Origin of the sequence: Nonomuraea cypriaca (assembly GCF_015645445.1) — a bacterium.
Classification (GTDB): domain Bacteria; phylum Actinomycetota; class Actinomycetes; order Streptosporangiales; family Streptosporangiaceae; genus Nonomuraea; species Nonomuraea cypriaca.
This window is the reverse complement of record NZ_JADOGI010000161.1, coordinates 1-24,854: the sequence shown is the minus strand read 5'-3', so window position 1 is coordinate 24,854 and position 24,854 is coordinate 1. Positions and strand designations below refer to the sequence as shown.

At 65.9% G+C, this 24,854-nt stretch carries 26 protein-coding genes and 1 tRNA gene; 10 read left to right on the top strand and 17 right to left on the bottom strand.

Features of this window, described 5'->3' with window-relative positions; genetic code table 11:
* Nucleotides 1-77: 77 nt before the first annotated feature.
* The 4 genes from ITP53_RS38330 to ITP53_RS38315 all read right to left on the bottom strand — a co-directional run bounded on the left by ITP53_RS38330 (nt 78) and on the right by ITP53_RS38315 (nt 5,364).
* A complete protein-coding gene (locus ITP53_RS38330) occupies nt 78-806 on the bottom strand; it encodes a Shedu anti-phage system protein SduA domain-containing protein (protein WP_195900367.1) in 729 nt (242 codons plus the stop codon).
* Nucleotides 807-1,547: 741 nt separating this feature from the next.
* Complete coding sequence (locus ITP53_RS38325; RefSeq protein ID WP_195900366.1) at nt 1,548-2,132, bottom strand: hypothetical protein; 585 nt, start codon at nt 2,130-2,132, stop codon at nt 1,548-1,550.
* A 200-nt stretch (nt 2,133-2,332) separates the two neighbouring features.
* The gene (locus ITP53_RS38320; protein ID WP_195900365.1) at nt 2,333-4,570 is read right to left on the bottom strand and encodes a hypothetical protein; all 2,238 of its coding nucleotides are present in this window, start codon (nt 4,568-4,570) and stop codon (nt 2,333-2,335) included.
* A gap of 269 nt (nt 4,571-4,839) precedes the next feature.
* Complete coding sequence (locus ITP53_RS38315) at nt 4,840-5,364, bottom strand: hypothetical protein (RefSeq protein ID WP_195900364.1); 525 nt, start codon at nt 5,362-5,364, stop codon at nt 4,840-4,842.
* Between the two features lie 710 nt (nt 5,365-6,074).
* Between ITP53_RS38315 and ITP53_RS38310 the strand changes: the two genes are divergently transcribed.
* A tRNA-OTHER gene (locus ITP53_RS38310) sits at nt 6,075-6,182 on the top strand.
* 74 nt (nt 6,183-6,256) lie between these two features.
* Here the strand turns inward: ITP53_RS38310 and ITP53_RS38305 are convergent.
* The 3 genes from ITP53_RS38305 to ITP53_RS38295 form a co-directional block, all read right to left on the bottom strand.
* A complete protein-coding gene (locus ITP53_RS38305; protein WP_195900363.1) occupies nt 6,257-6,538 on the bottom strand; it encodes a tyrosine-type recombinase/integrase in 282 nt (93 codons plus the stop codon).
* A 28-nt stretch (nt 6,539-6,566) separates the two neighbouring features.
* Nucleotides 6,567-6,809 (bottom strand): hypothetical protein, encoded by a 243-nt coding sequence (locus tag ITP53_RS58310; protein ID WP_236051605.1) that lies wholly within the window; start codon nt 6,807-6,809, stop codon nt 6,567-6,569.
* A 779-nt stretch (nt 6,810-7,588) separates the two neighbouring features.
* Complete coding sequence (locus tag ITP53_RS38295) at nt 7,589-7,942, bottom strand: DUF6247 family protein (protein WP_195900362.1); 354 nt, start codon at nt 7,940-7,942, stop codon at nt 7,589-7,591.
* A gap of 328 nt (nt 7,943-8,270) precedes the next feature.
* Here ITP53_RS38295 and ITP53_RS38290 point away from each other — a divergent pair, with 328 nt between their 5' ends.
* Entirely contained in the window at nt 8,271-8,627 is a 357-nt protein-coding gene (locus tag ITP53_RS38290; protein WP_195900361.1) for a TetR/AcrR family transcriptional regulator C-terminal domain-containing protein, read from the top strand.
* 67 nt (nt 8,628-8,694) lie between these two features.
* Here the strand turns inward: ITP53_RS38290 and ITP53_RS38285 are convergent, their stop codons facing one another.
* Entirely contained in the window at nt 8,695-9,573 is an 879-nt protein-coding gene (locus ITP53_RS38285) for a helix-turn-helix transcriptional regulator (RefSeq protein ID WP_195900360.1), read from the bottom strand.
* A gap of 102 nt (nt 9,574-9,675) precedes the next feature.
* Between ITP53_RS38285 and ITP53_RS38280 the strand changes: the two genes are divergently transcribed.
* The gene (locus tag ITP53_RS38280; RefSeq protein WP_195900359.1) at nt 9,676-10,371 is read left to right on the top strand and encodes an SDR family NAD(P)-dependent oxidoreductase; all 696 of its coding nucleotides are present in this window, start codon (nt 9,676-9,678) and stop codon (nt 10,369-10,371) included.
* Nucleotides 10,372-10,685: 314 nt separating this feature from the next.
* On the opposite strand, the gene ITP53_RS38275 is transcribed toward ITP53_RS38280, so the two are convergent.
* Both ITP53_RS38275 and ITP53_RS38270 read right to left on the bottom strand, forming a co-directional pair.
* Nucleotides 10,686-11,729: a methyltransferase gene (locus ITP53_RS38275; protein WP_195900358.1), complete on the bottom strand. Its 1,044-nt coding sequence runs from the start codon at nt 11,727-11,729 to the stop codon at nt 10,686-10,688.
* A 128-nt stretch (nt 11,730-11,857) separates the two neighbouring features.
* Nucleotides 11,858-12,205, bottom strand: a complete 348-nt coding sequence (locus ITP53_RS38270; RefSeq protein ID WP_195900357.1) for an ArsR/SmtB family transcription factor — start codon at nt 12,203-12,205, stop codon at nt 11,858-11,860.
* A gap of 99 nt (nt 12,206-12,304) precedes the next feature.
* Between ITP53_RS38270 and ITP53_RS38265 the strand changes: the two genes are divergently transcribed.
* From ITP53_RS38265 to ITP53_RS38250, 5 genes are all read left to right on the top strand, one after another.
* Nucleotides 12,305-13,477 carry an MFS transporter gene (locus tag ITP53_RS38265; RefSeq protein ID WP_195900356.1) on the top strand — a complete coding sequence of 391 codons (1,173 nt, stop codon included), beginning with the start codon at nt 12,305-12,307 and terminating at the stop codon, nt 13,475-13,477.
* Nucleotides 13,478-13,569: 92 nt separating this feature from the next.
* Complete coding sequence (locus ITP53_RS59685) at nt 13,570-13,695, top strand: hypothetical protein (protein WP_268961254.1); 126 nt, start codon at nt 13,570-13,572, stop codon at nt 13,693-13,695.
* 78 nt (nt 13,696-13,773) lie between these two features.
* Complete coding sequence (locus ITP53_RS38260) at nt 13,774-16,302, top strand: alkaline phosphatase D family protein (RefSeq protein WP_195900355.1); 2,529 nt, start codon at nt 13,774-13,776, stop codon at nt 16,300-16,302.
* Between the two features lie 202 nt (nt 16,303-16,504).
* Nucleotides 16,505-17,014, top strand: coding sequence for a PIG-L deacetylase family protein (locus ITP53_RS60630; protein ID WP_195900354.1), 510 nt, complete (start codon nt 16,505-16,507; stop codon nt 17,012-17,014).
* 149 nt (nt 17,015-17,163) lie between these two features.
* Nucleotides 17,164-17,670 carry an SH3 domain-containing protein gene (locus tag ITP53_RS38250; RefSeq protein WP_195900353.1) on the top strand — a complete coding sequence of 169 codons (507 nt, stop codon included), beginning with the start codon at nt 17,164-17,166 and terminating at the stop codon, nt 17,668-17,670.
* A gap of 37 nt (nt 17,671-17,707) precedes the next feature.
* Here ITP53_RS38250 and ITP53_RS38245 read toward each other — a convergent pair whose 3' ends face one another.
* From ITP53_RS38245 to ITP53_RS38215, 7 genes are all read right to left on the bottom strand, one after another.
* Entirely contained in the window at nt 17,708-18,076 is a 369-nt protein-coding gene (locus ITP53_RS38245) for a VOC family protein (protein WP_195900352.1), read from the bottom strand.
* Nucleotides 18,077-18,089: 13 nt separating this feature from the next.
* Nucleotides 18,090-18,467: a VOC family protein gene (locus ITP53_RS38240; protein ID WP_195900351.1), complete on the bottom strand. Its 378-nt coding sequence runs from the start codon at nt 18,465-18,467 to the stop codon at nt 18,090-18,092.
* 222 nt (nt 18,468-18,689) lie between these two features.
* Entirely contained in the window at nt 18,690-19,697 is a 1,008-nt protein-coding gene (locus tag ITP53_RS38235) for a S1 family peptidase (RefSeq protein WP_328817115.1), read from the bottom strand.
* 241 nt (nt 19,698-19,938) lie between these two features.
* Nucleotides 19,939-21,090, bottom strand: coding sequence for an MFS transporter (locus tag ITP53_RS38230; protein ID WP_195900349.1), 1,152 nt, complete (start codon nt 21,088-21,090; stop codon nt 19,939-19,941).
* Between the two features lie 113 nt (nt 21,091-21,203).
* The gene (locus ITP53_RS38225) at nt 21,204-21,656 is read right to left on the bottom strand and encodes a MarR family winged helix-turn-helix transcriptional regulator (protein ID WP_195900348.1); all 453 of its coding nucleotides are present in this window, start codon (nt 21,654-21,656) and stop codon (nt 21,204-21,206) included.
* 25 nt (nt 21,657-21,681) lie between these two features.
* On the bottom strand, nt 21,682-21,945 hold the full coding sequence (locus ITP53_RS38220) for a hypothetical protein (RefSeq protein ID WP_195900347.1): 264 nt from the start codon (nt 21,943-21,945) through the stop codon (nt 21,682-21,684).
* A gap of 45 nt (nt 21,946-21,990) precedes the next feature.
* Complete coding sequence (locus ITP53_RS38215; protein WP_195900346.1) at nt 21,991-22,500, bottom strand: VOC family protein; 510 nt, start codon at nt 22,498-22,500, stop codon at nt 21,991-21,993.
* Nucleotides 22,501-22,666: 166 nt separating this feature from the next.
* On the opposite strand from ITP53_RS38215, the gene ITP53_RS38210 reads away from it, so the two are divergent.
* Together ITP53_RS38210 and ITP53_RS38205 are read left to right on the top strand one after the other, a co-directional pair.
* On the top strand, nt 22,667-22,855 hold the full coding sequence (locus ITP53_RS38210) for a hypothetical protein (protein ID WP_195900345.1): 189 nt from the start codon (nt 22,667-22,669) through the stop codon (nt 22,853-22,855).
* Nucleotides 22,856-23,009: 154 nt separating this feature from the next.
* Nucleotides 23,010-24,425 carry a xylulokinase gene (locus tag ITP53_RS38205; RefSeq protein WP_195900344.1) on the top strand — a complete coding sequence of 472 codons (1,416 nt, stop codon included), beginning with the start codon at nt 23,010-23,012 and terminating at the stop codon, nt 24,423-24,425.
* The last annotated feature ends 429 nt before the right edge of the window (nt 24,426-24,854 follow it).

Sequence of the window (24,854 nt, the reverse complement as noted above, 5' to 3'; positions counted from 1 at the left end):
CTCGCGGGACATCTCCTCCAAGCCGGACACCGGAAGATCACATCATCATCCAGACAATCGATCAAAGTGACGGACAGTCACGCATCCAGCCGTATCGTCACCCGGTGCGCATGGCGTGAATGCTTACCACTCAATTCGAAGGATGGCCCCAAGACGTCTGATCGATATTGACTCCCTAGAAGCTTTGCTTTCGGGGTCTTGATCTCCACTAGCGCCATAGTTCCTAGTACTGAGTTTTTGAGGATGAAGTCCGCATACTTGCCGCCGTGGTTATCGATCTTCTTCCCACCCAAGTACGCTTTACCTTGGTGGAGGATTACGGGAATATTGAAGGCTTGGTACAGTAGCACTGGATTCTGTGTCAGCGTTGTCTGCCAGAACTCCTCTGACGAGTTATCGTGTTCACTGTCCCAAATCTCGCTAGCCGTCTTTAGTGTTTCTAGTCCCGGAGTGCTATATCCTTGCCAAATAAGTGCTTCTAGATGGAGTCGGTAGATGAGCATCGACCTGGAAGATTCCAGGCGGCTCATGAGCCATGTGGCCTGGCTGGCATCGTTGGATTCAAGTGCTTCTCGTACCCCAGTCGATAAGGCAAGGACCGTCCATGCCCAAAACGCTGGAGATTCTCTTTGATCACAGACTCTTTCGACTGCCTCGTTGAGTTGATCCTGATCGTCGAGGTCGAGATCGCCAATTAGTTCAGAACTCCTGAGGACCTCCTCCGCCTCCCTGTCATACGTATCGAGCGACGAATCTAGATCCTCCTTACTTTTGGGCGTTGAATCCAAAAGCAGTTTCTCGACCATCCATGATACGCCATGCCTGGAGAATTGTCCCGACGACACCCGCCTGTCAAGGGAGATGCGGAGTGCGCCGGCGGGAATGACGACTTTGTCGCCTTCCGTGATGTCGAGTCCCTCTGCGGACGGAGCTCGATAGATTGTCTTATCGCAATTTTTGCACTCATGGACTGTGTGGATGGTGGTCGGTTGCTCGTTAAGCTCGCCACAGTCTGAACAGTGTGCGGAATCGCTTCGCTCTGCAGTGGTCAAAATGGATCCAGTGTCGATTGAGGTACCACTATTTCGTCGCTCTGCGCCGTCGGCAGAGTTGATTGCAGAGTACATCTTCAACCAGCAGCGCAGGCCACATTCGTTGCCGAATTGTGCTTATGAACATCAAGGCGGCGGCGCGGCGCGCCGCCGTACCCCCGGCCCTCCGCCCGCCCGCCGTCCGGGCGTGCGGCCTGGGGGCCGGTCCCGGACGGCGGCGGGGCACCGGGCCGGGCACCGCACGCCGCCCCCGCCGCACCAACCGAACGCCGCGACCGGGGTTGCCGCACCGCCGCACATGTACAGCCCTCACGATCGCCACTGCATGGCTGGCAGCCGTACGTGCTTGGGGGCGATCGACGATCCGTGCTTCGTTCCTCAGCACGGCTCACCGAAGAACGTGGCTGACCACGGCTGCCCATACAGGTAGTGCAACGGCCACCAGTATCTACCGCCGCTGGGCACAGTGCTTGCCCACGACAGCACAACAAATCGTCATTCACCTTGGCTCGGTGTTGAAGCATCGGGAAGCAGTGCAGCGATGTCAGGCATCCCGGAAACGTTAGATAGGCGAGCGACCTGATCCGGTGTACCGAGGAGAGAGAGTGCATGTTGAAGGATATTGAGAAGGTCCTTCCGTCCGCCCTCGGAGAGATTACTCAAGAAATCATGCAAGATTTGTGCAACGCCGATCCAGCGAGACTCCGGATGCCACTCATTTACTTGTTGTACTAGGCGATCAAGGTTGACGTTTGCCGAAGGCCCGCCGATACGCGGAGAAAGTTCGAACATCGCGTAAATCTGAGCCGATGCCGGATCTTTGAGTATCTCCTCACGCAGAAAGTCGGCACGCCCTTTTGCTTGGCAGCGCGCTAGCTCGTCCAACTCATGCTCGCGAAGCAAGCGCTCTAGCTGCATAGCAGCATCAATAGTGTCTTGATCGACGCTTAGACTTACCCGAGCGCCAAAAACCTCAACACCATCGGCCGCAACAGGAAGTTTGATCCGAAGAGCTGCTTCGATATCCTCCTCAGCGGCATGCACCCGTAATACCGAGGCTTGCCCACAGATGTCTTCCATAAGCGCTCGTAATGCGCGCGCCACTGCCCTAGGCGACGATGGCTTGCTTTGGCTATCTATTGAACGTCGCCAGTCGGCTCGAATCACTGCCGTGAATGCCAAGCCCTTATTTCGACTAGGAATTCGATCAGAATAAGCATATTGAAAAGTTGATTCTGCTGGCATGCGTGAAACGGAGCGCCGAAAAAAGCTGTGAGCCACTACAGTGCCTTGCCAAGGGAACCGTCGATCATATTCATCTGTCGGGACATCTCAGTCCGTAGATCGTGGTCGATGAGCTGGGATAGCCGAGAGTACAGAGCTTCGCGCGCGTCGCGCTTCTCGATGGCTCCTTCTTCGTACCACTTATAAACGTAGGTACGCAAAAGGTCGCGTCGCCGCTGAGATTCCTTCCCGTCTACGGCTTTTCGCAGAGCATCTATTACGATGTCACGTATAGCCTCTCCGTCCAGGGCAGCGGTCATCCACAATGCGACAGCCTTTTCAGCTTCTCCGGACTCCTCCATTGTCGAGTCATGATCGAGAACGGCACTCCAGCCGTAAGAGAGCATCTCTCCCGTAGGGATAAAATCGCCCTCGTCGCTCTTTTCGAGCAGAATTGGCGAAGTCGAACTTTGGCTCGTAGCACCTGCAAGGACTCCGAATGCACGTCGGCCGGCAAGTGCGTTGCTGTCCTGACTTTTGCACCATGCAATTATATAGCCAAAAAGCGTTTGGCGAACTGAGGGGTCTTCCCACAGATTGCGTACCGCCGTACGGAGCGCAGTGACCACATCCGGATCCTCGGACTCTCCCGCGTACTTCAAACGCCGTAGAGCTTTTCCTGTATGCACTCGGCCGAACTCACCGGAACAGACAGCGACCACTGCCTTTTGCAGCGCTGGCTTCTTGGTCTTGGACCAGTCCAGGAGCATTTTATGTATATATGGAGCGCTAGCATCTCGTATTGCCGCCGAGGCAAGAATTCCCATGAGGACGCTCCACAAGCGCTTCGTCTTGGTGTCAGTAGAACTGACTTCGTACCACGCTTCAGCGAGCATTCGTAGAGGATCCGGTCTGCGATGCCTTACAGCCCAACGTAGCGCAAAAGCGCCAATCCGTTCAGCCAACGCTTCTCGTTCGGCTGGAGAGATTGTCTCCATAACTCCTTGAGGGTCTTTACGCGGGGCTTCGGCTAGCCATTGAAGGAATTGAAGACGTGCAAGTGGACGATCGATCCAGAAGTACTCGAGAACTGCATCGTCCCAGCCAGGTCGGCTGAACGTGATTACTGCATTACCTGCCAACTCGGCATCAACGGCATCCACCAGCTCGACTACACCTGGCGCCATTTGTCCTGCGATCCTTATTTCCCCCTCACCGAGGGTCTCGCAGAGAACGGCCACCTTGGCGTAGACGTGTGCTACCGGGGCGCCGCGGAGGACAGATGCTGCCAGGAGAAAGTTTCGTTCGAAGCTCGTTCGCCCATTCTGTTTATGCCAGTCCAACAGCTGGTCGCGCCAATTCCGTCGAGCTGCGACTACCGAGAGGACTTGCCGTCGATAAGTCTGACCATCCTCGCTGTCATCATCCTGTTTACGCGTGAGTGCCTGCAGTGACGGCAGCGTATTCACATCGGCACGAGATGCTTTCAGTATCAGATCGACGATCTGTAGGGCATCTAGCGGCTTGGCGCCCTCGAATAGTTCTGCTATGTCAGGGTCAGCCATCCATCGCGCCACGGGGAATGTAGGCTCTTCAGCGGCCAGCCAATTAGAAGCGATAGCTTCTGCTCGTGCGGGCTTGTATCTAGGGGCAATTGCATCAGGTGAACTGATACATATGCGGCGCCACTGCTCGGGTTCAGTGAGAACTATCAATCGGTTATCACGTTTGCCCAGTTCGCGAGACAGAGCGGCAATTCGGCTACCGAATCGATCTGATACCTGGAAGTTGCTTTCCTCTTCGTCGACTGGTAGCTCTAGGAGAAATCCTTGTCTACTCTCGTGAGGCAACCGTTTCACGGGAAACTCTTTTGAGCCACCGAAGGAGATCTCGCGGGCTCCGTTGATGTCTCCATCGAAGTATAGCCGCGCCAGGAGGGCATGAGCTGTAATAGTGCGGCCGTTGCTCGGGGGACAATTGAGCACGAGTACTGACCCGGGGTCGCGCAGGAAGCCATAAAGCATGTCAAATTCATCCGGGGGCGCGAAGACAAGTCGTACCGCATCAAGATACTCTGCTTCGATCTCTGAATGATCAACGGTATGCTCGAAGACCTGCTTAAACGCATTCATCTCACCGAAGTTAAGTAGCGCTTCTTGGCGAATGTCGGCGAGGCGTGCGCGTAGCAACTTTCCGAGTGATTCCTCTTCCTCTGAACTTCGGTATCCTAGGCGAGGATATATGTGACGCTCGATGAAATCACTTTGATCTTGCCTTTCCTCGTTCGAGGCCACGCTCTCATGTTCTGGTTCACCTGTTTCGCGAGAGGCGATACCAGGACCAAGGCTGGGTGGTGGTTCCGATTCGTTGTTAGGTGGTTCTCTGTCGTGGGCTGGTTGCTCAGGACGGTCGGACGCTGCCATGGCTGTAATCGGTCTGTCTTCCCCCAGCCTCGACTCGCTGTGAGTGTCATGTGCGGCGTCGCGCGAATTAAGTCCGAGGCGTGATAGCCAATTATTGGATGGCTTTTCCCCGCCCTCGTTGTCGTGATTCACTTCCACCTCTAGCCGATCGGTCCGTCGATCTCTACACCTGTCATTTCTCCTCCCTTGGCTATCCGCTTGCCAGTCTGTTCGACATTGATATGAGTGGGGCCGGAGACGCTTTTAGCTTTGATTCCACGCTGTATGCCGCTAACCTCGTCCGACCTCATGGTGACCCGCAGGCTCGGCCCTGCGGTCTGCTTGTCAGCGAATATCAACTCTCGGTCGTAGGCAAGTTCGAGGATAGTTCTGAGCTTGCCCAGAGTTTCACGTAGCTTCTCGTCGTCCCCGCGTAGCAGCTCCGGATGGTCGAGATAGACGCCTAGCGTGCCGGCCGAACGCTCCAAGGTCTTAACTTGCTCTTCAGTCAACGACTCGCTGTGAACTGTAAGAGCCTCAGAAGAGCCCTCGATAGTATCCGGAAGGTCAGGCGCTATGCGACCAGCCCGGCGATCCAACACAGCTCCAATGCGGTTGTAGATGAATGTGATGGTGGCGGTTAGGGCTGCGCCTGCAAGAACGGGGAATGACAGTGGATCGACCATTGAAAGCCTCTGTATTCGAAGGTGATGGACCGTTCTACGGTTGCTTTGGGTCAGTGCTCGTGATGCCTAGGAAGTGCAGGATGGGGGACACGATACGTCGCTCGCGTCCGTTCAGGAAGACTAGATGTAGAGAATCAGACGGCTGCGCAATTGGGTTCGGCTGATTCTCGGTGGGATGTCGGTCCGAAAAGGGGCACGATGAGATACGGTTTGGGGGCGGTGTCCGGCCTGCCTCTCGCCCAGCTTGGGAACCGTCGCCGTGCCGCTGTGGAGGGTCGTCCGCGCTCCTTCGAAAGTTCCGCCGTCGGCGCTGGTTGCAGCGTGAGAGGCGACCAGCTTGAGGAAGCCCCGGTTGATCCCGTTGATCAAGTCCTCTCCCTAGATGACCCCAGCCAGGTTCCGCGCCTCACAGGTGTGGACGCCTTGGCCTCTGCGCCCCTGTGGGCGTGCCCGTTGCGTGCCCGTTCGGACAGCGATCAGCGGGGAGTCACGGGAATTCGGTGGCACACAACTCACGTACGTCCAGGTCAGTGTTTCCCCAGCTCAGAACACATGATTCTGAAAAACTTCCCAAGCTGACAGCGCCAGGCTCGGACCATGGCGTACTACTTGTCGGCGTCAGTGGTGTCGCCTCCTATCAGCCGGTCAAGCCGGACGGGTTGCAGTTTGGGTTGCAGTTCACGCCCCTACCAGCGCGTTCCAGGAAGGCCGCGGAGGGATGTTGGTCCAGGTGGAACTGTCCTGGACGATGATGCCCAGAGCTGCTAATGCGGTTTGGTGGCAACACCATCCGGGGTTCAAATCCCCGATCCTCCGCAGCTCAAAGGCCCTCTCCCGATTTCGGGTCGAGGGCCTTTTTGTCGTCCGTAGGCGTCAGGGTTGCAGTTGCCCTTCAGGGAGAACCCCAGAGGGCTTGCCCCATGCGGTCACTGGCGTCCTTCATCTGGAGCGTGGCCACGTGGGTGTAGCGCTCGGTGGTGGTCACTCTGGTGTGCCCGAGAACCTGCTGTACGACCCGGATGTTCACACCCTGCTCGATGACAAGCGTCGCGGCGGTGTGCCGCGCATCGTGGACCCGTACGTCCCGGACGCCGGCCTGCTTGAGGATGGTCTTCCAGAGTTTCCAGTCCTCGGTGCGCCCGCAGAGCGGTAACCATCGGATCCTCACCAGCATCGACCAGTCCACCGGGAAGCTCCCGCCCTCACCGATCGAACACGAACCGATGCCGCCACATCAGCAAGACCTGGTCCTGCTCATCCAGCACGATGGCGATCGCAGCGCGGTCCCGCCCGCCGTCCGGGCGCGCGGCCTGGGGGCCGATCTCCGATGGCGGCGGGACACCGGGCCGGGCACCGCACCACGCACCCGCCGCGCCCAACGAACGCGCCGACCCAGCGCCGAGCCGCCGCACCGGCCTTTCCCCGAGATAGACGAGGTGCGCCATAGCGGGCAATCTAAGGGCATGACTGTCACTGGGATTTCACCCGTTGCCTTAGTCTTGGTGCTAATTCAGGCTCTCATCCAGTTCCTGGTCATCTACTTCGCCGTTCGCCTAGCTCTGAAGCATGATCGGGAGCGCTCCAGAAGCGGTAGCTGGCCACATCGGTAGACCGTTCGGAGTCACTTCACTGGTATCACACTAACGATCGCCTGTTTGTGGCTGGCCACGGTAGGTGGCTGGGCGATCGACGGTCTCAGCCCCAGACCACCGGGCAATGTGGCGGCTGCGTCCACAGAGGTGGTGTACAGCAGTCGATACAGCAACACCGCCTTGCGGGACCACCCTCCATCGACCTGCAACCACCATCTGAGCAGGGCGAGATCCCGCTGTCGTGGCGTCCGCCCTCCCCCACGGATCAGAAGGTTACGGGTTCGACTCCTGTCGGCCGCGCTCACTAGAAGGGCCCGACACCAGGGAGAACCTGAGTGCGGGCCTTCTCAACTTCTCTGAGGTGCAGGCGAAGTCGCGTCAATCTATCCAGGTAACGCGAACGATCAGCACAAGACGCAGATGCTCCGCGACGATGAAGTTGAGGAACCCGCGGCCACCGAACAGATCGAGCGCCCGAAGACCTCCACCATGCAACGCGCCTCTACCGGCGCGGACCGCATCCCTCCCGAGGACTGCGAGTTGGCCGGCAAGCCGCTCAACCTCAAGGGTGACGATCGGAGGGAGCCCAGCGATCACGTGCTCGGCGTCGGTTGTACTCCCAGGTCCAGGCGTCACTCACCGACGGCCTCTCGGCGCGCGGATGTCGTGATCTCGTTGATTTTGGCCAAGGCTGAGTCCAACTTGACTCTGTCGGTCGCGGTGGCGACCTCCGTCTCCAATGCGTGCAGGCGGGCCGCTCGGGCTGGATAGCGCTGTATCGCCACAAACTCACCCCATTGCTGCAAGAAGCTCTGCAGAGGTGCCACGGTGCTCTGCCGCGCCGCCTGCTCTGTCGCCTGGTCGAGGTGGTCGACAAACTGGCTGAGGTAGGCCGGAGCGATCTGGGCAACTGCTGCCCTGAGGGCGGCGGTGGTCAGTGGCGGGCGAGGGATCAGTGCCTCGCTGTCTTGATGCGGGGTGGACATCGTTGACCTCCAAGCTGTTACGCCTCCACGCTACCGATACAACTGAACCCTTTCCACCGTGGAACCGCAGGTCAAAGCCCTGATGTAGGTGGCCGGCGTCCTCGTGTCGCTGGCGGCGGGTTCCGAAACGCCTAATCGTCAGAACAGACCTCTGCCGGATGACGAGTCCGGCCTTCGGCTCAGGCGTCACCACCGTGCCGTCGGACGATCTATCACCAATGACCTGGGCGGGCTCCTCGATCCATGATCAGAAAGTCCGCCCTGCCGACCAGATCGGCAAGTTTCCCCGGTCGGTAGCCGGTCGCGTACGAAGTCACCTTCGACAGCTTTGACGGGGCAGGCGGCGACGCTCGCCCGTGGCGCCCACGCGATGACCGTCCGGCACTTCTGGCTGATACCAGCCATGAGCACGCATCTCATCTACGGCCCCTGCAAGGCTCGCTACGACGAGCGCTGCCTGGCCGTCTACGAAGACGCCGGCTTCGTCGGTCAGGACGCCGACCAGGCCGCGGCCACGGTCTTGATATTCGTCATCGGCGCCGCCCAGGGCGAGGCCGCCGAGTCAGCCTGGCGGGCGGGGCTGCGTCGCGCGGGCGCGGACGAGGAGCAGCAGCTGCGCGAGACTATCGCGCACAGTCCTCGGCGCCAGAGCGCGCCTGTTGAGCCGGCCGGGTCGCCCAGTTGAGCCGCCTGGTGGGGGCCGGCGGTCGGGGTGATGAAGCGTGGCGGGGGCCGTTGACCAGCTTAAATCGTTATGGCGTGGAGAACGGACCGGGCGTCGGAGGTGAGGGGCCGTTGGCGGAGACCCCGTTCGTGACGCGCAGGAACTCCAGCTTTTCCGCGTCGGCGGAACCCGCGGCCACCGTGTAGACGACGAGCCGGACGTCGCAGCCCGGGACGGTGAGCACGTCGCAGTCGCACGTCACCTCGCCGACCTGGGGATGCACGATGATCTTGCGAGTCGAGACGTGCCGGCCGACCGCGCCCTCGTCCCACAACCGGGTGAACTCCGTGCTGGTGGAGCGCAGTTCCGCGACAAGGTCGATCAGTCCACGGTCACGGGGGTAGTCGACGAGAGCTGTGCGCAGATCGGCGACGAGGGCGCGGTTCACGACGTCGCCTTCGTTGAGTACGGGCCAGGCCGCGAGCCCTCTGGGACCTGTGGCGAAGACCGCCCGCACCAGGTTCCGCTCGGCGTGCGTCCGCGCGCCGGGGTCGCCCAGCAGCACTGCCCACGCGGGAGTCCAGGACAGCAAGGTCCAGTCGGCACTGAACACACCCACAGGGAACTCCCCGAGGCGAGCCAGCACCCGTTGGACCCCCGCTGGAACATGTGTAGAGATCGTCCCCTCCTGTGGCGGGAGGAGGCCGGCCAGCCGGTAGGCGTGATCGCGCTCCATGGGTTCCAGTTGCAGTGCCCTGGCCAGGCTCGCGACGACCTGCGCCGAAGGGCTCGTGGCGCGGCCCTGCTCCAGCCGTACCACATAGTCGACCGACAGCCCTGCGAGCTCGGCCAGTTCCTCGCGTCGCAACCCCGCCGCACGTCGGCCGGGCCGCACGGTCCGCCCGACGTCGAGGGGGGAAAGCCGGTCGCGCCAGCGGCGCAATGCCGTTCCAAGGGTCTCGTCCACTCGACCATTGTGTCCGCTGGATTGCCGTTCTGCCTGGTACTGGCTGTCCCACGGTGGCAGAGGGCACTGGTTGCCCTCTCGTCGCTGGCCGAGAGTTGACACATGACCACGACGTTCATCACAGGAGCCAACAAATCCCTCGGGTACGAGACCGCCCGCCGATTGATCGAGGCCGGTCACACCGTCCTCATCGGCGCTCGCGATCCTGAGCGCGGGCAGGCAGCCGCCGACGCACTCGGTGCCCGTTTCGTCCAGATAGACGTGACCGACGACGCGTCGGTGGCTGCGGCAGCGGCCGACATCGGGGCTCACGAGGGGTTCGTCGACGTTCTCATCAACAACGCGGGTGTCCTCGGGACACACAACCCCGCCGACCAGATCACGGCCGCTGACGCCGGCGCGGTGTTCGAGGTCAATGTCATAGGGATCGTACGGGTGACGCACGCATTCCTGCCCCTACTGCGCAAGTCCGCGAACCCGGTCATCGTCAACGTGTCGAGCGGCATGGGGTCGTTCGCCGTGACCCATGACGCCGAGCGCGTCGAGTCGACGGTCGTCACGCCGCTTTACACGTCGTCGAAGGCTGCCGTGACCATGCTGACGACGCAGTACGCGAAGGCCCTGACGGACGTGAAAGTGAACGCGGCCGACCCCGGCTATACCGCGACCGACTTCAACGGGCACAGCGGCCCGCAGACAGTGACCGAGGGGACCGACGCGATCGTCGAACTCGCCACCATCGGGGCGGACGGACCGACCGGGACCTTCCGTGACCGTCACGGCGCCATGGCCTGGTGATCCACCTCTGAATTCGTTCCCCCGGCCCACCGGAACCCGGACGACCGTATCGGCGAGTGGTGCGCCGAGTTCCAAGACACCATCGCCGCGCCAGTGCCTCGACGCGCTGCCGAAAAGCTCACCACGCAGGTACGCGGCGGGCTCCCCGACGGACCACTGCCGGGAGAGTCGGCGGCGTCGATCCGATCATGGGAGCCACCCAGCGCATCAAGAACCCGAGTTCGAAGAGGCCGTTCTCGCGCGCGGCCAATCGCCCGGGGCCGCCGTCATTGCACGGAATCCAGGCGGGCACGTGGAAACGTGAGCGATCTCGTTTACGGGGTCTCGGCCGCTGTGGCCTCGATGACGGACAGCACGGTGCCTGTGGGGACGATCCGCGACAGCCGCAGGCCCGCCGTGGCGAACAGGCGGGCGAACTCGGCTTCGGTGCGTTCGCGTCCGGGGAAGGCGGCCATGAGCAGTAGGTCCAGGGTCTTGGCCTGATGGGGTTCGCCGCCGGGCGGGATGACCGCGTCGATGACCAGGATCCGGCCTGTCTCCTTCATCGCCTGGCGGCAGGTGCGCAGGATGGTCACGCAGCGATCGTCGTCCCAGTCATGCAGGACGCGTTTGATCACGTGGACGTCCCCGGCCGGGACTTCGGTGAAGAAGTCACCGGAGACCACCTCACGGCGGTCTTTGACATCGTCGGTGTCGAGCCGGTGTCCTGCCACCACGTGCGGCTCGTCGAACAGCACGCCGTGCAGGTCAGGTCGCCGGCGCAGGACCTCCAGCAGGAATCCGCCGTGTCCGCCGCCGACGTCTACCACGACCGCCCGCTCGGGGAAGTCGCAGGCGGCGGCGATGGGCTCGTTCTCCTGGTCGGAGAAGGCGGCCATCCCGTGGTGGAAGACGGCCGCGGTGTCCTGGTTCTTGGCGATGTAGGCGAAGAACGACATGCCGAAGAGGTCCTCGAAGATCGAGCCGCCGGTACGCAGGCTTCGCTCGATCTCGCCGGCCGGCTGCCACAGGGTGCGGTCGGTGATCATGATGATGGCCTGCCGCGCCGATATGGGGACGTCCGAGCGCAGCGCCTGCCCGACCGTGGTGAGTCCGAAGCGATCGTCGCCGAGCTCTTCGAAGACACCGCGCGTGGCCAGCACGCGCAGGACCCGGCGCAGGCTGTCCTCCTCGACGCCGGCCCGCGAGGCCAGCGCGGTCACCGTGAGAGGGCCGTCGGCGAGGTGGTCGGCGACGCCGACGGTGGCCACGGCGCGCAGCGCGGCCGGATAGACGTAGGCGAGCGCCTCGTCGAGGAGTGATGAGGCCGATGCCCGGTCGCCGGGTTCGGCACCGGTCTTTTCTGTCTCGCTTCGCATCCTGACTGTCACCTTCCGGGAGGCGTGGGGGAGGGCGATCTGCTGCCCAGTATGGCTTGTCGACCCGCACAGTCCAGAGGGTGATCGCGAGCCGGCCGGTGGCCGGTACCGAAGGGGCTACCGCCTGGTCATCCTGGCTTCGAAAGAGCTGTGGGCTCCTCGGAATCGCGCGGGGGCTTGGCGGTGAGGATGGAGGACAGCAGCCCGGGGAAGCGACGCTCCAAGTCGTCCCGGCGCAGGCGGCTGGGCCGGGACGTCCCCTCGATGCGCGTGGACACCACGCCACTGTGGCGCAGGATGTTGACGTGATGTGACACCGTCGACACCTTCACCGGCAGGTCCAGCGCCGTACAGGTCGCCTCCTCCACCTGGTCGAGCAGTCGGACGATCCGCAGCCGCGTGGGGTCCGCCAGGGCCTGCAGGATCGTCGCCACGTCGATCTCGTCGAGATCCGGCTGCGCCATCCACGTCTCCATCGCCACCCATCCTTCCGATCGCCATCCTCTTCTACGATACCTATCGGACATAAGCTACGATGTCCGTCGTAACAAACGATGTCTGTCGGAAGAGATGTCATGGCCACGGTTGAACACGCACAAACGCTCGCCCCCTGGCGGTCGCACGCCGTCGTCCTCGCCTTCGGCGCGTTCGCGGTCGGCACCGACGGCTTCGTCGTCGCCGGGCTGCTGCCGTCCATCGCCACGTCACTGCACGTCAGTGTGGCATCAGCCGGGCAGCTCGTGACCGTCTTCTCGATCGCGTACGCCGTTCTCGCCCCGGTGCTCGCCGTCCTGACCGCCTCATGGTCCCGGCGCGCCGTGCTCGTGACGGCGCTCGCGGTGTTCGCCGTCGGCAACGCGGTCACGGCGCTCGCGTCCGGATACGGCCTGGTCCTGGGCTCCCGCGCGATCGCCGCCGCCGGGGCCGCCCTGTTCACGGCGACGGCCAGCGCGACTGCGGCCAGGCTCGCGGGCGAGCGCGAGCGCGGCCGGGCCATCGCGATCGTGATGCTCGGGGTGACGTCCTCGCTGGTGCTCGGCGCCCCGCTGGGCACGCTGATCGGCGGGCTGCTCGACTGGCGCGCCACGATGTGGCTGGTCACCGCGCTCGCCCTGCTCGCCGCCCCCTCCATCGCGCTGCGTCTGCCCGCCGTGCACGGCAACCGCGACGGCGGCATGCGCGCCTTCCTCGCCCCGCTGCGCGACCGGCGGATCATCGCCGTGCTGGTCACGACGGTCGTGGCCTTCACCGGCATCTACATCCCGTACACCTATGTCAGCGAGATCTTCGCGCCCGTCGCCTCCGGCAGTTCGCTGCTGGCCATCCTGTTGCTGGTCTACGGTCTGTCAGGTACGGCGGGCAACCTCACCGCCGGTCATCTCGCCGACCGCTACGGCCCCCGCCGGGTCATCGTGGCCGTGACGCTCATCCTGGCCGCGGCCTTCGCCCTCACCCCGCTGGGCCGTGACAGGCTGGTGGCGGCCATCGTGACCATCGTGATCGTCGGGTTCCTCTCGTTCTCCGTCACCACGCCGCAGCAGCACCTCGTCATCACGCTCGCCGGTCCCGGGGCCGCCCTGGTCACCTCGCTCTATCAGTCGGCGCTCTACCTGGCGGTTTCGCTGTCGGGTGCGGTGGGCGCGCTCGGGCTCAACTGGTGGGGTGCCGCCCAGTTGCCGTACGTGGCCGCCGCCCTGATGCTCGGCGCCGCGGCCCTCACCTTCGCCAATGGCGGACCGCGCCGATGACCGCCCCGACCCCTTGTATCGCAACCCGCTCTGGTCAGGCGGAGGCCTCAACGTAGGAGCCAGAGGTCAGCTCATCGAGCAGGCTCGGCGACGTGGGGTTCCGGCCGAACAGCCAGGGCCTGCCGTTCGCCGAGGATCTTGAAGGGCTGCGGGCTCTGCGGGTCGAGCGGGTGCTCCTCGTCCACCGTGGCGCGGGCGCCGAGTTGATATGTCGTTGATCAACCGACTTGTCCCGTATTTTGATCATTCATCGTGGTGAAACCGTAGCGGTGCGAGGATGACTCAAGCTCTTCCGCGTGAAGCAACAAAGCACCCTGCACCGCCGGGGTTTCCTCGCTCTGGCAGGCGGCACCCTCGGTGTCCTGGCGGCCGGGCGGATCGCCCAGCCCATGGCCGCGAACGCCGAAGGTGTGGACGCGGCCCCGTTCACCCTCGGGGTCGCCTCCGGCGATCCCGATCACCATAGTGTCGTCCTGTGGACCCGTCTCGTCGCCGATCCGCTGAACGCCGAGACCGGCGGCATGCCGGCCGAACCGGTCGAGGTCTCCTGGGAGGTGGCCCGCGACGACGCCTTCCAGCACGTGGTGGGGCGCGGTTCGGTGACTGCGGTGCCCGAATCCGTGCATACCGTGCACGTGGTCGTGGACGACCTGGCACCCGACCGGTGGTACTGGTACCGGTTCAAGGCCGGTGACACGTACAGCCGTACCGGCCGGACCCGCACGATGCCGCCGCCCGGGGCGAAAGCCGACCACATGCGGTTCGCCTTCGTCTCCTGCCAGTCGTGGGCCGGCGGGCCCTACCCCGCCTACCGCGACCTGGCCGAGCAGGACGTCGACTTCGTGCTGCACCTCGGCGACTACATCTACGAGACCTCCAACGGCAGCCTGACCGAGTTCCGCCGGCTGCACGCGCTCTACAAGACCTCACCGCACATGCGCGCCGTGCACGCCCGCTTCCCCTTCTTCCTGACCTGGGACGACCACGAGGTCCAGAACAACTACGCGAGCGACATCCAGGGCGGCGCCGGGGACGGCAGGCCCTTCCTGGAGCGGCGCGCGAACGGCTACCAGGCCTACTACGAGCACCTGCCGATGCGCCCCGCCCAGCAGCCAGAAGGCCCGGACGCCCTCATGTACCGGCGGTTCGACTTCGGCAGGCTGGCCGAGTTCAGCATCCTGGACACCCGGCAGTACCGCAGCGACCAGTCGTGCGGCGACGGCCGCAAGGTCCCGTGCGCGGAGACAGCGGACCAGGCCCGCACGCTGACCGGGCCGGAGCAGGAGCAGTGGCTGCTCTCCGGCCTGGGCCGGTCCAAGGCCCGCTGGAACGTCATCGCACAGCAGACCATCATGGCGCAGTTCGACTACGACCTCGGCCCTGACAAGGTGGTCAATCTGGACCAGTGGGACGGTTACCCTGCCGCCCGGTCCCGCATCCTCGACTTCCTCGCCGAACGCAGGCCGTCCAACCCCGTGGTGCTCAGCGGCGACTGGCACACGCACTGGGTCAACGATCTCAAGACCGACTTCGACGACCCCAACTCGGAGACCGTCGCCACCGAGTTCGTCGGCACGTCGATCTCCTCCGGTGCCGGCTGGGACGCGGACGTGCGGGCGGGCTTGGCGGCCAACCCGCACGTCAAGTTCTACAACGGCACCTACCGGGGATACGTCATCTGCGACGTCACCCCCGAGCGGTGGCGCAGTGACCTGCGGATCGTCATGGCCGGCTCAGACCCGGCCTCCCCGGCGTACACCATCGCCGCCTTCGAGGTGAGAGACGGCGAACCGGGCGCCCGCCGGATCGACGAGGGCGACGGGTTGTCGGGCCGCCTCACGGACAAGGCCACCGGCACCCCACTCCCCAACGTGCAGGTGACCGTGACCGCGGCGGACACCGGTCTACGGATCGCGAACAGCACCAGCGACGCGACCGGCGAGTTCCTCGCCTTCGCGCCCCCCGGCGACTACAAGATCGAGGTCAACGGCGTCGGGTACGAGCCGATCACCGTCACGGCCAGGGTCACGCAGGGCAGGCAGACTCGGGTGGAGCCGGAGCTCGCGCGGGCGGCGGTACGGGCCGGCACCGGCCGTTCCGTGCCGGGACCGCAGTCCCAGGCGGCGCTCACCGACGTCGTCCTGTCCAACGAGATGGTCGCCCTCACCGTCTCGGCCGGCACGCAGGACTCCCAACTGCCCGGCGTGACCGTGGGCAAGCCGATGGACGTGGCGGCCGTCGGTCACCTGGACCAGATCGACTGGCTGAATCTGCCCTACGCGTCCCTCACACAGCCGCGCGGCGGCAACGCCTGGCAGCAGCTGACCGTGCGGGCCGACACGATGCAGGTCGTTTCCGCCACCGGCCCGGAGGCCGTGGCCCGGGCCACCGGACTGTGCACCGCCGCACCGGAGGTGCAGGTGGTCACGACGTACAGCGTCCGTGCGGGAGAGTCCTGGGTCACCGCGGAGAGCGTCTTCACCAACCAGGGTACGGCGGCTCGCACGTTGTGGATCGGCGACGTGATCGACCACGACGGGGCGGGTCAGCGCAGCGGCGTACCCGGCGCCGGTGTCGTGACAGCCTCGACCCCGGCCGACTTCACCCCGGCCGCGCCGTGGATCGGTATGACCGGATCGGACGGGCAGACGTACGCGCTGCTGTACGACGAGCCTGGCTTCACCGCCTACGCCTGCGGCATCTGGGTGATGAGCCAGCGCCAGGTGACCATCGAGCCCGGTGCGGCGTTCACCCTGCGCCGCAGGATCGCGGCGGTGGACAACGGCGGCGCGACCGACCCGTTCGCGATGCTCGCCGGTCTGTGATCCGTACCCGCGGGTGCCGGCCTCGGCGACCAGGCGGCCGGTCTCGCGGTGGCCGGCGGGGGAGTGCGCGAGCAGCCGCATCTTGCGTGCCGGGCGTGGAAGGCCATGCCGTGCCCCTCGGCCATGTCCTCACAGATCCCCACGCCCCGGACCCGCACGCCTCCGGGGCATGACGCGCGTGTGCTGGGGAAGGTCCGAGGTCATGGCGTTGTGCCTGGTCACGGGAGTGACCGGTTATATCGGCGGGCGGCTGGTGCCCGAGCTGCTCGCCGCCGGTCACGACGTACGGTGCATACGACGACGAGGGGCCAGGACCGCGGTCGTCACGTGCACCTGGGCAGCGGGGACGCGGCGGGCCGGCGAGCTGGAGCGCTCGCTCGACATCCTCGGCGCGGGCAAGCCGAGGCTGCTGGAGTACGCCGACGCGCGCAAGCCCGAGTCCGCGCCCGGCCGCCTGCGCTTCCTGGACGTGCCGCTCGGCGAGGCGGTGGGGCGGCTGGTCGAGCATATCCGGGAGTTCAGGCCGGACGTCGTCCTCACCTATGACGCGTACGGCGCCTACGGGATGCACGCGCACGAGTCCGAGCTCGAGCGCGGCGCTTCGATGACCCTGCTGACGGGCCTGCCTGAGCAGGCCCGCGCCCAGATGCTGTCGAACGAGTGGTATCGGTGCGTCGGCTATACCGGCGAACGGCAGACCACACTTTCTTAAATGATGAAAAACGCTTATAAAACGGAATCGGGTTTGTGGCGGTGAATGCCCGCGTCACGTGCGGGAAATGCGCGAGAAATCGCCGCCGAGGTGTTGATGGCGCGGTGTAGCCTGCGTTATGCAGCACAGCGGGCGGCGAGAGAGGGCTTATGCCTGATTCCCACAACGCCTCGAGGCCGGTTGAATCGGCGGACACGAGGAACAAGAAGCGCGATTCCGCAGTGATCGCGGCCTGGATCGGGGCAAGTGCCACGATCGTCGCGGCGGCCCTCGGCGCCTGGGTGTCCGCCACCTCGGAAGACCCCGACTCCTCGCCGGACCGGCCGGTCGTGTCGCCGTTCGGCACGTCGGTGGTGACCCCGCCGGCGGGCGGTTTCATCGAGGGCACCGTGAAGACGTACATGTCGCACAGCGAATGGGTGACGTCGAATATCCGGCTGCTGCCCGATGTCCAGAGCGCCGACATCGGAAATCTCCGGCACGGCGACAAACTCGAGATCGCCTGTCTGGTCGTCCACGGTAAATCGCACCGCGAACCATCCGGCGGCTACACCACTCAATGGTACAAGGTCCGCACGGCTAGCGATGCGTACGGATACGTGAGCGGACATTATGTCGACGTCGGCGGCGTGGCCGTCCCGGAATGCGACACGTGAAGGGCGGCCGGGCGCCCGGCCGCCTTTGTCACGCCGATCACTCCTGCAGGACCGAGAGGACGTTGCCCGCCGGATCGGTGAACCAGGCGATCGGCGGTCCTTCGGCGCGGAAGACGCCTTTCTCGTCAACCGGGAGACCCTCGTAGCGCTCGAAGCGCACCCCCCGCGCCGACAACTCCGTCACGGCCTTGTCGATGTCGTCCACCGGGAAGTTGAGCACGGTGAACGTGGCCGGCGTGTGATTGTCCTTCGGGTAGACGAGGACGTCGGTGCCGCCTTCGATGTGCAGCGTGAGCATCCCGTGCTCCTCCGAGACCCGCAGTCCGAGGGTCTGGCCGTAGAACCTCTTCGCCGCGGCGATGTCGTTCACCGCGAAACCGCTGTACGCCTTCGTATGGCCGAACATGACCGTTCTCCCCTCACATGCCCGCGCGGTGCGCCTCGCTGAGCTGGATGATCTGTACGTAGTTGCCGTCCGGGTCGATCGCGGTGGCGAACAGGCTGCCGTCACGGTCCTCGAGCTCCGCCAGCCACGAGACGCCGGCGCTCCGCATGCGTTCCACGACGGCGCGGGCGTCGGGCACGTCGAAGTTCAGTATCACCCGGCCGGGCTCCGGATTCTTGTCCGCGACGTCCGCCCGCGTGTCGATGAACAGGTAGAACTCACCGAACTTGAGCACCCGGTAGCCGTTGACGTCGGTGTTCTCCTCCGGGTCGAGTGCGGCGGCGTACCAGGCGCGCAGGCGCTCGGGGTCCGTGCTGGACAGCAGCAGGCTTCCTAGAACGGGTCGCTTCATCGCGAGTTCCCTCCGTCGTCGAGATGCTTTCCCAACAGGCTGACCGGGCGGCCCGCCGGAACTCATCGGCGTTCGGGGAAAATCTTGGCGTGAAGCGTCGGGAGACGTGCCGGCAACGCGAAGAAGGCGGGCTTCGGAAAGCCCGCCGACAGAGTCTCAGGGTGGCATGGAAGGGCCGCGCAGCGTACCCGGACCGGCAGGCACGCTGCGCGGGCTTTTCGGTCAGCCGGTCCTGAGTGTGAGACCGTAAACGCTCAAGATCTCGTTAACCGGCTGGTAGTACGTGGTGCCGCCGCTACTGCAGTTGCCCGAACCGCCGGAGGTCACACCCTGGGCCTGGCTGCCCGAGATGAACGAGCCGCCGGAGTCGCCGGGCTCGGCGCACACGCTGGTCCTGGTCACGCCGGAGACGGTGCCCTGCGAGTACCTGACGCTGGTGTTGTGCTGCTGGATGGTGCCGCAGTGCCAGCCGGTGGTCGAGCCGGAGCGGCAGATCGACGAGCCGACCGGAGCCTGGGTGGAGCCGCGCACGGTCACGTTCGCGCCGCCGGAGCCGCGTACGTACGGCGTCGCGGTGTTGTTGGGGGCGGCGACCCAGGCGTAGTCGTTGCCGGGGAAGGACGAGCCCTGGAAGGTACCCGTGGGGTTCGTGGTCCTGGAGCCGGCCCGGCCGCAGTGCCCGGCCGTGACGAAGCCGGGAGTGCTGCCCCGGGTGATGGCGAAGCCGACACTGCAGCGGCTGGAGCCGATGTAGTAGGGGGCGCCGCCGATGATGTTGATGTACGTGGTCGGCTGCTCGGCGGTGGCCGACACGCTGACCACGTTCTTGTCCACGCCCGCCGCCTCGACGAGGGCCTGGGCGGCCTCCACCGTGGGCGCCTGGACGGCGACGCTGTTGGTCGTCACGTCGACGTACCAGAGCGACGCCCCGGACCTGGCCTTCTTCGGCGCCTGGTCGAGCTGCTGCATGACCGCGTCGAGCTGGGCGAGCGTACGGCCGACGACGGCCGGTTGCGCGCCCTGAGCCTCGATGGTCTTGGTGGCGGCGGGGTCGGTGGTGGCGACCGTGAGCTTGGAGGCGTCGGCGTTCAGCCAGGCGCCGGCGAACGAGTCGCCCAGCGAGCTCGACAGGTTCGACTGCACGGCGGCCGCGCGCTCCTCGTTGGCCAGGCGGGTGATCGCCTCCGCCTCGGAGATGCCCAGGTCGCGTTCGAGCGCGTCGACGATCACGGACGGCGGAGCTGCTGGCGAGGCGGACTGGGGGGCCGGTTCAGCTAAGGCTGGGCTGAGGGGGGTGGCCAGGCAGGCGGCCAGGATGGTGGCGCCTGCGAGCGCACAGCGTTTACTCCACATCTGCACTCCTCGGGTGGGGGTGCTGTCAAATTAACCGCTGGTACGGATCGCGGTAGATGGCAATCTGACCATATTTCGGTCTTATGGCCCCTTTTCGGTCTCGACCTGAAACATGGATTTAACCCCTTAAAGAGGACTTCTCGCGGATCATCAGCAGGGCAATGAGCACGTACGGCACCACGAAGAGAGCGAACGCCGCACCGTGCGCCACGTACGGCGAGGCCGCCCCATAAGCCGTGTAGACGAGCAGCGTGATGACGTTCGTCCCCAGGCCGGCCACCGAGGTCACGGTCGCCCGCGCCGCGCCGCCGATCCGCTCCTGGAGCCGCGCGTCGGCCACCACGCCGGCCAGCTGGAACGCCCCGAACGCCACCGCGATCAGCCCCAGCCCGGCCGGGTGCCCGCTGATCGCCCCGGCCGCCATGGCGAGGGCCGCCAGCCCGATCGTCAGGGCGAAGGCACGCGGCGGCAGTCGCCGGCCGGCTCCCGCCAGCAGGCCGCCGGCCGTGGCGCCCACCCAGACCACGAGGATTCCCAGCGGGATGGCGGTCGCCGACAGGCCCATCTCGGCTCCGAGGTACGGGACATACTCCTCCAAGGCACCCCAGATCGCCGTGACGAAGGAGACCAGCAGCAACGCGTACAGCACGCCGCGATCCGTACGGGCCTCCGCGACGCCGGCCTTCAGTATCGAGAGGTAACCCCCGTCCGCCTCGTCAGGGGCGGTTCGCTGCTCGGGCAGCGCCAGGGCGCAGAGGGCTCCGAGCACACAGGCCAGGACGCTGGCCGCGCCCACGGCGAGGTAGCCGCCGGCGGCGAAGACGGGCACGGCGAGGCCGATCGCCGCCGCGTTGGCGACGAGGGCGGCGGCGTCGGCCCGGCCCATGACGGTGGCGTAGCGGCTCTCCTGGCCGCGCCGTTCGAGCTCCTCGTAGGCGAGGGCCTCGTAGGAGCCGGAGACGAGCGCGCCCTGGGCGCCCCACAGCACGAAGCCGACGGCGAACGCCCAGTAGGACGGGAACAGGATCCACAACCCGAAGCCGAGCCCGGCCAGCAGCGGGCCCAGGAACAGGAGCAGGCGTCTGGACACCGCGTCTGCCCAGGCGCCGGACGGGACCTCCAGCACCATGCCCGTCACCGACCAGATGACGAACAGGGACGAGGTCTCCGCGACGGACAACCCGGCGTCGGTGAACAGCAGCGTGTAGACCGGGTAGATCAGGATGAAATCGCTGAGGAACGCGTAAACGTAGAGAGCAGCGACGAGCATGAGGCCTTCCAGGGGGACGAGTAGGGACTCCGAGTGCTCGTCGCCTCGGAGGCCCGCGCGCCCCGCGCCGGCCCCTGGTTATGGATCAATGTCGCCAGGTCATGCGAACGAGTCTAACCCGCCACGTCCCCGATCCGCGCGCGGAAATCGCGGCGTTCCAGCGCCTCCACCGTGGCCCGCAGCACCTCGGCCAGGGGCACGGGAAGCTCCGCGTCCAGCTCGCGCACCGCCCGCTCCGTCGCCGCCCACTCGGCCTCGATCAGTGGCAGCGCGGCGCTTGCCCTGCCGGTGAGGCGCACGATGCGGTGGCGGGCGTCGGCGCCCTTCTCCAACGTGACCAGGTCGCATCGGCGCATCTGCGCCACTGTCTGGCCGGCCGCCGAGTGCGTCACGCCGATGGCCGTGGCCAGGTCGCGGATGGCCATCGGGCCCTGCGCGGCCAGCGCGCGTACGACGGGGGAGAAGCGGGGGCGGTAGTCGGGCAGGCCCAGGTCCGCGTAGAGCTCCGCGATCCCGCCCTCCATCAGGTCGTGAACGTGGCGCAGCAGCGTCCCCAGTCCCGTCATGGGACTCAAATGTAATGGCGGGTGCTCAGGCGTCGCCCCTGCCGGGCGGGTCGAGGGGCCGGTCGTCCGGGTCGAGCGCGTCGAGCACCCGCTCGAAGGTGTCGCTGACAGGACGCAGGGCCTGCGTGAACGCGTTGAGCAGCGGACCGAAGATCTGCGTCACCTCGGACACCAGGTCGGGGCTCTTGGTCTCGGGAGGTGCCCAGCGCATCGCGTCGGCGCTCAGCGTCTCCCACTCGTCGACGGCGCCGTCGATGGCGTCGAGCACGTGGTCAGGATCGCTTGGCATGGCCGCTCTCCGCGGAAGAAGAAATCGGATTTCTTCTACGGTACGTCAGACCGGGATCGACACGCCCACACCACCACGGGTCTGGGCGCCGTACCTCTCCTTGTCGGCGGTCAGGTCGAGAGGGCGGATGCTCGCGCGGGCGGCGAGGATCTCGTCGGTCAGCAGCGCGGCCGGCACCAGCCACGACACCTCGAACTCCAGCCCGTCGGGATCCCGGGCGTACAGCGCCTTCGTCGTGCCGTGATCGGACGAGCCGACCAGCGCGCCGAGGTCGCCCAGCTTGGCCGCGACCCGCTCCAGCTCGTCGAGGGTGTCGACCTCCCAGGCCAGGTGGTAGAGGCCGACCGAGGTGCGGCCGGCGGGCGAGGGGGCCGCGTGCGCGCCGATCTCGAACAGGCCCAGGTCGTGGTCGTTCGTCGAGCCCGGGGCCTGCAGGAACGCGGCTCCGCGCATGCCCATGACGGTCTCGAAGCCGAGGGCGTCCCGGTAGAAGGCGACGCTGCGCTCCACGTCACGGACGTAGAGGACCGCGTGGTTGAGTCGCTGGACCGGCATGGTGGTCCCCTCTCAGCAGAGTCTCGCCCCCGATTATATGAGCGTTCAACTAAATGGAGGATGGCCGGTTCGGGCCGGGTGCGGGGGAACACGCTGGAGGGGGAGCGCGCGAACTGTCGTGGGGAGGCCGTACCGTGTCTGCGCGTACCCGAATGAGGAGAGGCCGATGCACGACACCGAAGAGGCGCTGTTCAGGGCGGTCCACGGCATCGCGGGCCGGTTCGCCGGTCAGCCCGTGCCCGTGGTGATGGACGCGCTGTTGCGCGACCTGCCCAAGGCTCCCGGCCTCGAGGTGAGCGAGATCCGTAAGATCGCCGAGGAGATCAGCGTGGGCCGCGATCCCTCGGGGTTGTGAGCGGGTTTCGGCAGCCGCCAATATGCGCACTTGCCGAATATTTCGCGAGTAAGCCGAAATTATCGGGGCCGACTCCCGACGCGGCGGCCGCGCGCGGATACCATTTCACCCATCTCAGCCAGCCGGTGCTGGAGCACGTGTGAGGAGTTCGTGGGTGAGCCTGGTCGCCGGGGTCGATTCATCGACCCAGAGTTGCAAGGTCGTCATTCGTGACGCGGAGACGGGCGCGCTGGTGCGCGAGGGGCGGGCGGCGCACCCGGCGGGCACCGAGGTGCACCCGTCGCACTGGTGGACGGCATTACTGCAGGCCATCGAGGGGGCAGGCGGGCTGGACGACGTGGCGGCCATCAGCGTGGCCGGGCAGCAGCACGGCATGGTCTGCCTGGACGAGTCCGGAAATGTCGTACGAGATGCCCTCCTCTGGAACGACACCCGCTCCGCGCAGGCGGCCGTCGACCTGACGGCGGAGCTGGGCGGGCCGAAGGCGTGGGCCGACGCGGTGGGCTCGGTGCCCGTGGCCTCGTTCACCGTGACGAAGCTGCGGTGGCTGGCCGAGCACGAGCCGGACAACGCCCGCCGCACGGCGGCGGTGTGCCTGCCGCACGACTGGCTCACATGGCGGCTGCTGGGCGCGCTCGCCTCGGGGCCCTTCGACCGTGCCGCCTGGCAGGACGCACCGCCACCGCCCCTCGACCGCCTCACCACCGACCGTGGCGACGCCTCCGGGACCGGCTACTGGTCGCCGTCGACCGGGGCCTACCGCGCCGACCTGCTGAAGGCCTCCTTCGGCAGGGTGCCGCTGCTGCCCCGGGTGCTGGGGCCGGCGGAGGAGGCCGGCGCTCCCGGGCCGATGCTGGTCGCGCCGGGCACGGGTGACAACATGGCCGCCGCGCTGGGCGTGGGTGCCAGGTCCGGCGACGTCGTGGTGTCGCTCGGCACGTCGGGCACCGTCTTCGCGGTCACGGAGTCGCCGAGCGCCGATCCGACGGGCGCGGTGGCGGGGTTCGCCGACGCGACGGGGCGGTTCCTGCCGTTGGTGGCGACGCTCAACGCCGCCCGCGTCATGGACGCCGCGGCCCGCGTCGCAGGGGTCGGCCTCGACCAGTTGAGCGACCTCGCGCTCCAGGCGCCGGCGGGTGCGGACGGGCTGACGTTGGTGCCGTACCTCGAGGGTGAGCGCACCCCCAACAGGCCGACCGCGACGGGCTCGATCCACGGTCTCACCCTGGCCACCGCCACCCCCGCGCACCTGGCCAGAGCGGCCATCGAGGGCATGCTCTGCGGCCTCGCCGACGGCCTGGACGCGATGGACATGCGGCCGCGGCGGGTGCTGCTGATCGGGGGCGCGGCCCGCTCGGAGGCGGTCCGCCGCATCGCCCCGACCATCTTCGGCGTCCCGATCACGGTTCCGCCCCCCGCCGAATACGTCGCCAACGGCGCCGCCCATCAGGCCGCCACCCTTCTGACCGCCCCAGCGTGGGAGTCCGAGGACACGGCAATCTACGACGGCCGCGCCCTCCCCGACATCCGCACCCGCTATGCCCGCGCCACCGCACTCATCTTCGACTAACCGTCTTCTTCATCTTTTACGGGCCTGCTTTGGTGGTTGAGGTCTTCTTCATTCTTTGCGGTAGCGCCGTGGTGGTCTTCTTCGTGCTTTGCGGTCGCGCCGTGGTGGTCTTTTCATTCTTTACGGCGGAGCACGGTGGGCACCCCCCACCGACGCGCGTGACCGGCCCTCCAGGGAGACGCTTACCGGCATCCCCGCCGCCCCGCCGCAACGGCGCCAGGTGACCGGCCCCTTCGCTCAGGGCGCTCGGCCTGGCCAGACCGTCCGGTCTGACCGCTGTGTTGACAGGTGTGTCGAGTCAACAAGGGAGCACCGGTGCCGCACGTCACCGCAGAGTGGACAGATCGGGTAGCTCGCTCGGGGATAACGGCTGTCCTTCGGCGAACTCCCCGCACCGCCGTCGGCGGGCCGGGGAGTCAGGGGAAGGGG